Genomic DNA, 8,064 nt, shown 5'->3' with positions numbered 1-8,064 from the left:
GGCGGGGGGCCAGAACGACGGAATTCGAGGGAAACCATGTCGAGCACCATCATTCGAGTTCTTGCCGCCGCGGCGATCGTCGCCGCCGCGGCCGCCTGCGGGGCGGGTGCCGCCTCGGCGGAACCATCGGCCGCGGCCACCACCACCGCGCCCAGCGATCAGCGGTCGGACGCCGGAGCCGCGTCCGCCGCCACCGAGGTCGCGGAGGACGTCTCGGACTGCCCGTTCTACTGGCCGTTCTGCACCACCGACTGACCATCCTGGCCGACGCAGACAGCTGCGGCAGGCCCACCACCGTAAGGATCGAAACATGTTCTCCACCAACGTTCGACGCTCGATCACCGCGATCGCCGCCACCGGCTTCCTGCTGTCCGCCGGTGCGGGCGTCGCCGCCGCGCAGCTTCCGTCCGGGATCGGCGGCCAGGGCCTCCCGTTCCCCGGGGACGGCAACTCCTTCAACGCGGGGGTGGGCGGCGCCGCCGTCGGCCCGATCGCGACCCCCGGAATTCAGGCGGGCCCCGGTGGGATTGGTTTCGGCGGCGGCGGCACGCCCGCACCGGCGACGTGTAAGGAATCGCCGAACCGGTGCGATACACCCACTGACGGGTAACGAGGAGGGACGCCATGTCGAACCAGCCTTCCGGTCGCCATGCCACCGTGGTCACGGACGACGGCGTCCCGCTCTCGGTCCGCGAGTACGGGCCGGTGACGGCCCCGGTCACCGCCGTGTTCGCGCACGGACACTGCCTGCGGTCGGAATCCTGGCATCCGCTCCGTGACCGGCTGAGCGGATCCTGGGGACCGGGGGTGCGGATGGTGTTCTACGACCATCGCGGGCACGGGCGGTCGGGGCATGCGGCGCCGGACAGCTACACCATCGATCGGCTCGGCCGAGACCTGGGCACGGTGATCGGAACCCGGGTCCCGCACGGTCCGGTGGTCCTGATCGGTCATTCGATGGGCGGGATGGTCGCGATGGCGTGTGTCCGTCAGAACCCGACCCTCGCGTCGACTCGGCTTGCCGCGGTGGCGCTGATCTCCACCGCCGCAGGCGGCCTCGCCGAGGTGGGGCTCGGGCGGATGCTCCGAAGCCCGGCGCTGTCCGCGTTCCACACCGCGGTCCGGTTGGCACCACGGGCGACAGCAGGAACGAAACGGGTCGGCTGCGGTGCTGCCGCGGCGCTGATGCGGTTCGGGGGGAGTCGCGGGCTCGATCCGCGGGTTCTTGCGGTGGCCGCGGCGATGGCGGGGAACACGTCGGTAGTCACGATGTCCCGGTTCCTGCAGGCGTTCGTCGGCTTCGACGAGTTCGCCGCGGTGCCGCTGATTGCGTCGGTGCCGTCGCTGGTGCTGTGCGGCTCGGCGGACCTGATGACCCCGTTCTCGCACTCGATGTCCCTCGCCGAGCGGCTACCGCTGTCGGAACTGGTTCGGGTGGACGGCGCGGGGCACTCGGTGATCCTGGAACGCGTTCCCGAGGTGGCGGCGGCACTCGACTCGCTCGTCACCCGCGTCGGTGGTGCGCTGGTGGCGCCCGCGGTGTGAGGGCGCGGGTCGGGCGCTCACAGATCGCGGGTCGTGACGATCCCGCTGTGCAATGCGCGTTCCGCGAGCGCGACCCGCTTCTGGTTTTGCGGGAGGTCCTCGACGCCGAACTTGCCGAACAGGGTCCGTAGGTGCGCCTTGACCGTGTCGACCGTGAGAAACAGTTCGTCGGCGATCTGCTGATTCGACGCCGGATTCGCGAACGCAGCGCCGTGTTTGAACGGTCGGCAGAGTGCGACAAGGACGGACCGCTGCGTCTGCGTCAGGCTGCGCACGGTCGGTGCGGACCCGGCGACCATCGTCGCCTCCTCCGCGGCGGCGCCGAACTCCTGGAAGGTGAACGCCGTCCCGCCGACCCGGATGGCGTCGCCGGGGCGAAGGCGTCGTCGGCCGGTGATCCGGTCCCCGTTGACGAACGTCCCGTTGCGGGAGAGGCCGTCGTCGACGATCGTCCAGTGCCCGGCAACGCATTCGAGGACCGCGTGCAGCCGGGACACCTGGTCGTCGGTGAGCGGCAGGTCGGAGTCGGGGGAGCGGCCGATCGTGATGCGGGGCCGGTCGGGGGACAGGTCCCAGCGCGAGACGCCGCCACGCCCGTCCGCGTGCGTCAGCATCGCCTGCGCCGACCCGTCGGTGGTCACGAATCCATCGTGCGCCCGCCGCGACCGAGGCGCCAGTCAGCGGATTCCCGGTCGGTCGACGACCGCGACGGGTTCGCGGTCCCGGACCACCAGGCCCACCAGGAGCAGGGTGGCGATGACCGTGCAGGCGGTCAACAGGGCGACCAGCGTCGCGGTGCGTGCGTCCTCGTGGGTGGTCGCGAGCGAGGCGAAGTCCCACAACGCGTGCAGCAGCATCGCCCACACCAGTGACCCGGTAATCCGGCGGACCATGTAAAACGTCGATCCGAGGACGAACGTCATTCCGACCTGCACGGCGGTGTCGCGGCCACTCTGGCCCTGAAGTGCGTTCGTGGCGTGCATCAACCCGAATGCTGCGGAGCTCAGCAGCCATACCCACACCTCGGCGAGTCCACCGCGGTAGCCGACAACGGCCACTCCCCGGCAGATCAGTTCCTCTGTGAACCCGACGATGAGCATCGCCACAGCCAGGGTGGCGAGGTAGCCGCCGCCGAGCGGGCCGAACTGGGTGCCAGCCAACGAGACGACGGCCGCTGCGACGAGCAGCGCCGGCGGCAGCGCGGCCCAGCGGCTGTGGCTGCGGCGGGTCTCGAGCATGGCCGGTCGCCACCAGCCGAGCCAGGTTGTCAGGAGTGCCGCGAACACGGCTCCGATCCCGATCGGGTACACCACCCCCCGCAGCAGCGTGTCGGTGCTGTCGCCGAGGGTGGTGTAGTCGACGTCGAAGATCTGTTGGGTGACGAAGCCGAGGGCGACATACGCCACGACTACGCCGATGCCGAGCCACGGTGTGGGTTTGACTCGCATGGGCCGGATCCTCTGCTCGATAGGGTAGGTATCCGATCGTTGCAGCGATCCGGGTCCGCGTCGCGCCGTGGACCCGAATCGTGGTGCGGTTCCGTCAGTAGAGCGCGCCACCCCCGAACGCGGCCCGGTGCGACACCGGCTGCCCGCCGTCGACGTCGGTGACGCCGTACTCGAGGGCGGTCTCCGCGGTGATCAGGGTGCGGCCGCTGCGGTCGCCCACCTTCGGGTCGTTGGCCAGGGCGACGATCACCCGGCCGACGAACTCGGGGGACTCGGCGTCCGCGAGGGAGAATCCCTCGAAATCGGTCATGCCGCTGGCGACCATGCGCTCGTTGCGGATCAGCCCGAGCCAGAAGCTCAACGCCGTGACGCCGGTGCCCTTCAGTTCGGCGCCCATGTCCGAGGCCATCTTGTCGAGCCCGGCCTTCGACATCCCGTACAGCACCGAGTGCAGGTGGCCGCGGCTGCCGAACGAGGAGATGTTGCCGATCAGCCCGCTGCCCCGCGGCACCATCAACTTCGCCGCCTCGACGCTCGCGACGTAGTGCGCGCGCAGGCCGAGCCCGATCAGGGTGTCCCAGTCGTCGATCGGCCGCTGCCAGAACGGCTGCGAAAAGCCCGCGTAGCCGTCCGCGGGACCGGCCCAGACGTTGTTGATGAGCAGGTCCAGTCGCCCGCCCTGCTCCTCGGCGATCCGCGCGAACAGCTTCTCGATCTGGGTGTCGTCGGTGTGGTCGCACTGCACCGCGATGCCCTCGCCGCCGCGTTCGGTGATCTCCGCGGCCGTCCGGTCGAGCTTGCCGCCGGCGCCGACCTCCCCGCGCGCGGTGACGTACACCGTCCAGCCGTCCGAGCCGAGGGCGAGCGCGATGCCCTTGCCGACGCTCCGGCTCGCGCCGGTCACCAAGGCGATCTTCCGGTCGGTCATCGCGCCACCCCCGCGAACGCGCCCTCGGTCACCGTCGTGCCGTCGGGGAGCGGACGCACCATCGCCCAGGTCTCGGTGAATCGACACGCCGACATCCGCCACTGTCCTTCCTCGATGAGGTACTCGTCGTCGTACTCGCCGGTCACGACCTTCTCGGTGCGATCGAGGAGGTTGACCTGCCGGAACCGCAGCGTCCATCGCCCGGTGGCGCTGTTCGGGCCGGTCAGGGTGATCTCGGGGTGCATGCCGTGGTGCATGTCGAAGATGACGTGCTTGCCGTCGACGGTGTGCAGGGCCACCTTCGCAAAGATCGCCGCCATCGGGTCCGCGTCGTCGAACGCGCCGAGCCTGCCGTAGTCGATCCGCGCACCAACGCGGATGAAGCAGTCGCGGAAGGTGGTCGGGTCCTTCGCGTCGCAGGCCCGCCAGTAGCGGTGCTTGAGGGCCTTGATCGCCTCGACCTGTTCGAGCTTCTCGATGCGCCGCGCGAGGTCGGCATCCGTGTCCGTCACACCGTCGACCCTAGAGTGTCGGGCGTCACGTCGGGTCGTTCTCCCCTTCAGTGGGCGTGCCTGCCGCGGCACACCCGAGCGCGGCGTGCAGGGTGTCGCCGAACGCGCAGGCGGACAGCTCGGCGAGGGCCGGGTCGTCATCGGCGTGCTCGGGGGCGCGCATCGCCAGCAGGACGTTGAGCAGCATTCCGTTGGCGATGAACGCCCGCGCCTGGTCCGGCGGGCAGCCGGTCCGAGTGCGGATCAGGGTGTAGATCCGCGACATCGCCGACCGCGCCTGGGTGCCGATCTCCTCGGTCCCGGACGCGGAGAAGCCGTGCATCATCACCAGCAGCAGGTCCCCGTCGGCGACGAGGTTTCCGTACGCGGAGCCGAGGCGGGTCCAGAACGCCTCGTCCTCGGGCGACGGTGCGTCGGGTTCCGCCGCGATCCGGTCTAGTTCGGCGTCGAACACCTCGACGATCCGGTCCAGCGCGCGCGCGAACACCGCCCGGAATAGTTCGGCCTTGGTGCCGAACATTCGCACCACGTAGGGCTGGGACACCTCGGCCAGTCTGGCGACCGCGTCGGTGCTCGTTCCGGAGAAGCCGCCGCGCGCGAACGCCGTCGTCGCCGCGGTGAGAACCAGTTCGCGGCGGTCCGCGGCGTTCATCCGGGTGGTGGGCCGGGGGCCGTTCGTCGCAGACATGTTGACAGGTTATCAGTTGATGCCTTAGCGTCGGATCGCGTTAAGTAATCAGTCAATGCTTACTAGCGGCCTCGCCGCCCCTCCAGCCCGCTCCGTGCACCGCCAAGGGAGAACTGATGACGACAACCACCGATCACCGCACCGCAGTACGGGGCGGGTCCGCGCCAGCCCGCCCGCGCCGCGTTCCGCTGTGGCTGGCGATGCTCGCCGCGTCGCTGCCGATGTTCATGGCGACCCTCGACAACCTCGTGATGACCAGCGCGCTGCCCGTGGTGCAGGCCGATCTGAACGCATCGGTCGGGCAGCTGCAGTGGTTCCTCAACGCCTACACCCTCGCGTTTGCGACTCTGATGCTCTCCGCTGCCGGCCTCGGTGACCGGTGGGGGAGGCGACGCGTGTTCATCTGGGGCATCGTCCTTTTCGCGCTGGCGTCCGTCGCATCCGCGCTGTCGACGACGGCGGGCATGCTGATCGCGGCCCGGGCCGTGCAGGGTGTCGGCGCGGCCGCGATCATGCCGCTGTCGCTGACCCTGCTCGCCGGAGCGGTGCCCGCGTCCAAGCGGGCCCTTGCCATCGGCATGTGGGGCGGGGTGTCCGGGCTCGGGGTTGCGCTCGGCCCGGTGGTCGGCGGCGCCGTCGTCGACGGCGTGTCCTGGCAGGCCATCTTCTGGATCAACGTTCCGGTCGCGGTGATCGCGGTGCCGCTGGCGCTCTACGCTCTCGGCGAGTCGCACGGTAGGCGGCAGCCGCTCGACCTGCCCGGAGTCGCGCTCGCCGGTGCCGGTGTTTTCCTCGCGGTGTGGGGCATCGTGCACGGCAACGACGACGGGTGGGCCTCGGCCACCGTGCTGGGAACTCTCGTCCTCGCGGTGATCGCGCTGTCCGCGTTCGTGATTCGCGAGATGCGCACCGACAGCCCGGTGATGCCGACCCGAATGTTCCGGTCGCGCAGTTTCACGGTCGCCAACGTGATCGGCCTGATGTTCACGCTCGGCATGTTCGGGTCGGTCTTCCTGCTGTCGCAGTACCTGCAGATCGTCATGGGCTACACCCCGTTCGAGGCCGGCCTGCGGACCCTGCCGTGGACCGCGGCACCGATGATCGTGGCGCCGATCGCCGGCCTTCTCGCGCCGCGGCTCGGGCTCCGGACCCTGCTGGTGGCCGGCCTCACCCTGCAGACCGCATCGCTGGTGTGGATGGCGTTCGTCTTCGAGGCGGGCACCGGGTATCCGGCGATGGTGCCCGCACTCGCGATGGCGGGGATCGGCATGGGCCTGACCTTCGCGCCAAGCGCGACCGCGGTGCTCGTCGACATGCCGGACGACGACCACGCCACCGCCAGCTCGGTGAACTCGACGATCCGCGAGGTCGGCGTCGCCCTCGGCGTCGCGATCCTGACCGCGGTGTTCCTGGGCAGCGGCGGTGCGCTCACCCCGACCGGGTACGCCGACGCTCTCCGGCCCGCGCTGCTGGTCGGTGCGGCCGCGGTCGCGGTGGCGGTCGTCGCGGCGCTGTTCATGCCGGGACGCACGGGCGCCGGAGCCGAGCGCGACTGACGAAATCCCGATGCGGGCGTGGCCCGGGTCGTGGCAGGGTGCGAGGTGCACCCCGCCCTCGCCCGGCCGACGGCGTCGCCGTCGGCCGGGTGCTCCGATCCGACCAGAGGAGATGCTCGTCATGCCCCCGACCCGGGTGGGCCCCGCCCTGCTGAGCTGGGCGTCGCAGCTCGAGCAGACCACGCTCGCGCAGGCCAGGCAGACCGCCGCCATGCCGTTCATCCATCCGCACGTTGCACTGATGCCGGATGCGCACGCGGGCAAGGGGAGTGCGGTCGGCACCGTGATCCCAACCCGGGGCGCGGTGATGCCGGCCGCGGTCGGTGTCGACATCGGCTGCGGGATGATCGCCGTCCGCACCGGGTTCACCCGCTCCGACATCGAGGTGCGGATCGCGAAGGCGCACACCGGATTGCCGGAGCTGCGCAAGTCCGTGGAATCGGCGATCCCGCTCTCGCCGGGGAACTACAACGCCGACGTGCACCGCTGGGGCTGCACCGCCGCCCGGATCGCCGAACTGGAGGATCGAGCCGATGCGGACGGCGTCGACCTGTCACATTCGCCGCGGTGGCGGGAGCAGCTCGGATCGCTCGGCGGCGGAAACCATTTCATCGAGCTGTGCCTCGACGAGCAGGATCTGGTGTGGCTGTTCCTGCACAGCGGCAGCCGTGGCGTCGGCAATCGAATTGCGCAGCACCACATCCGGATCGCCCAGCGGTCGTGCGCCAACGTCGACCTGCCGAACCGGGATCTCGCCTACCTGACCGAGGGCACCGTCGAATTCGACCGATATCTGGCCGACCTGCACTGGGCGCAGCGGTTCGCCTACCTCAACCGGGCCGAGATGATGGACCGGTTCGCGGTGGTGTTCGCGCGCTGGATGGGCGCCGCCGACCATCGGGAGGCCGAGCGGATCAACTGCCACCACAATTACACGCAGCCGGAGGTTCACGGCGGCGAGCAGGTCTGGCTCACCCGCAAGGGTGCCGTCGACGCCCACGCCGGGGTGCGCGCCGTGATCCCCGGATCGATGGGGACCCGGTCGTACGTCGTCGAGGGGCTCGGCAACGCGGACGGACTCTGCTCGGCCCCGCACGGCGCGGGGCGGCGGTTCTCCCGCACCGAAGCCAAGCGTCGGTTCACCCGGGCGGACCTGCGAGCCCGGATGGTCGGCATTGAGTACCGCGACAGCGCCGAGTTCGTCGACGAGATCCCGGACGCGTACAAGGACATCGACGTCGTCATGGAGGACGCCCGTGACCTGGTCCGGATCGTGCACGAACTGCGGCAGATCATGAACGTCAAGGGCACCTGATCCGGCTCCGCCGCCGTGGGGGGGGGGTTTTCTCGCCGGTGGGGGGAGAAAAAAAAGGACGGGAAGAGGGGT

At 70.2% G+C, this 8,064-nt stretch carries 10 protein-coding genes; 5 read left to right on the top strand and 5 right to left on the bottom strand.

Going from position 1 to position 8,064, the window contains the following annotated elements:
• Positions 1-36: 36 nt before the first annotated feature.
• Genes ACWF62_RS20105 through ACWF62_RS20095 form a run of 3 tightly spaced genes read left to right on the top strand, consistent with a single transcriptional unit; the run spans position 37 to position 1,545 of the window.
• A complete protein-coding gene (locus tag ACWF62_RS20105; RefSeq protein ID WP_378509431.1) occupies positions 37-255 on the top strand; it encodes a hypothetical protein in 219 nt (72 codons plus the stop codon).
• A 55-nt stretch (positions 256-310) separates the two neighbouring features.
• Positions 311-610, top strand: coding sequence for a hypothetical protein (locus ACWF62_RS20100; RefSeq protein WP_378509432.1), 300 nt, complete (start codon positions 311-313; stop codon positions 608-610).
• 14 nt (positions 611-624) lie between these two features.
• On the top strand, positions 625-1,545 hold the full coding sequence (locus ACWF62_RS20095) for an alpha/beta fold hydrolase (protein WP_378509433.1): 921 nt from the start codon (positions 625-627) through the stop codon (positions 1,543-1,545).
• A 17-nt stretch (positions 1,546-1,562) separates the two neighbouring features.
• Here the strand turns inward: ACWF62_RS20095 and ACWF62_RS20090 are convergent, their stop codons facing one another.
• From ACWF62_RS20090 to ACWF62_RS20070, 5 genes are all read right to left on the bottom strand, one after another.
• The gene (locus ACWF62_RS20090) at positions 1,563-2,159 is read right to left on the bottom strand and encodes an FHA domain-containing protein (protein ID WP_378509445.1); all 597 of its coding nucleotides are present in this window, start codon (positions 2,157-2,159) and stop codon (positions 1,563-1,565) included.
• Between the two features lie 63 nt (positions 2,160-2,222).
• Positions 2,223-2,993 (bottom strand): CPBP family intramembrane glutamic endopeptidase, encoded by a 771-nt coding sequence (locus ACWF62_RS20085; RefSeq protein WP_452631174.1) that lies wholly within the window; start codon positions 2,991-2,993, stop codon positions 2,223-2,225.
• Between the two features lie 94 nt (positions 2,994-3,087).
• On the bottom strand, positions 3,088-3,921 hold the full coding sequence (locus ACWF62_RS20080) for an SDR family NAD(P)-dependent oxidoreductase (protein WP_378509435.1): 834 nt from the start codon (positions 3,919-3,921) through the stop codon (positions 3,088-3,090).
• Positions 3,918-4,433 carry a nuclear transport factor 2 family protein gene (locus ACWF62_RS20075; RefSeq protein ID WP_378509436.1) on the bottom strand — a complete coding sequence of 172 codons (516 nt, stop codon included), beginning with the start codon at positions 4,431-4,433 and terminating at the stop codon, positions 3,918-3,920. Before ACWF62_RS20075 ends, ACWF62_RS20080 begins: the two co-directional genes overlap by 4 nt.
• Positions 4,434-4,458: 25 nt before the next feature.
• Positions 4,459-5,121, bottom strand: coding sequence for a TetR/AcrR family transcriptional regulator (locus ACWF62_RS20070; protein WP_452631173.1), 663 nt, complete (start codon positions 5,119-5,121; stop codon positions 4,459-4,461).
• Between the two features lie 116 nt (positions 5,122-5,237).
• On the opposite strand from ACWF62_RS20070, the gene ACWF62_RS20065 reads away from it, so the two are divergent.
• Positions 5,238-6,677 carry a DHA2 family efflux MFS transporter permease subunit gene (locus ACWF62_RS20065; RefSeq protein WP_378509438.1) on the top strand — a complete coding sequence of 480 codons (1,440 nt, stop codon included), beginning with the start codon at positions 5,238-5,240 and terminating at the stop codon, positions 6,675-6,677.
• Positions 6,678-6,798: 121 nt separating this feature from the next.
• Complete coding sequence (locus ACWF62_RS20060; protein WP_378509439.1) at positions 6,799-7,992, top strand: RtcB family protein; 1,194 nt, start codon at positions 6,799-6,801, stop codon at positions 7,990-7,992.
• Positions 7,993-8,064 lie beyond the last annotated feature (72 nt).

This window comes from Rhodococcus sp. NPDC054953 (genome assembly GCF_053609225.1).
This window is presented reverse-complemented; position numbering and strand designations above follow the sequence as displayed.

Coding starts and splice junctions, on each gene's coding strand:
- ACWF62_RS20095 (WP_378509433.1), top strand. CDS start 625: ATGTCGAACCAGCCTTCCGGTCGCCATGCCACCGTGGTCACGGACGAC.
- ACWF62_RS20060 (WP_378509439.1), top strand. CDS start 6,799: ATGCCCCCGACCCGGGTGGGCCCCGCCCTGCTGAGCTGGGCGTCGCAG.
- ACWF62_RS20065 (WP_378509438.1), top strand. CDS start 5,238: ATGACGACAACCACCGATCACCGCACCGCAGTACGGGGCGGGTCCGCG.
- ACWF62_RS20085 (WP_452631174.1), bottom strand. CDS start 2,993: ATGCGAGTCAAACCCACACCGTGGCTCGGCATCGGCGTAGTCGTGGCG.
- ACWF62_RS20100 (WP_378509432.1), top strand. CDS start 311: ATGTTCTCCACCAACGTTCGACGCTCGATCACCGCGATCGCCGCCACC.
- ACWF62_RS20080 (WP_378509435.1), bottom strand. CDS start 3,921: ATGACCGACCGGAAGATCGCCTTGGTGACCGGCGCGAGCCGGAGCGTC.
- ACWF62_RS20105 (WP_378509431.1), top strand. CDS start 37: ATGTCGAGCACCATCATTCGAGTTCTTGCCGCCGCGGCGATCGTCGCC.
- ACWF62_RS20090 (WP_378509445.1), bottom strand. CDS start 2,159: ATGCTGACGCACGCGGACGGGCGTGGCGGCGTCTCGCGCTGGGACCTG.
- ACWF62_RS20070 (WP_452631173.1), bottom strand. CDS start 5,121: ATGTCTGCGACGAACGGCCCCCGGCCCACCACCCGGATGAACGCCGCG.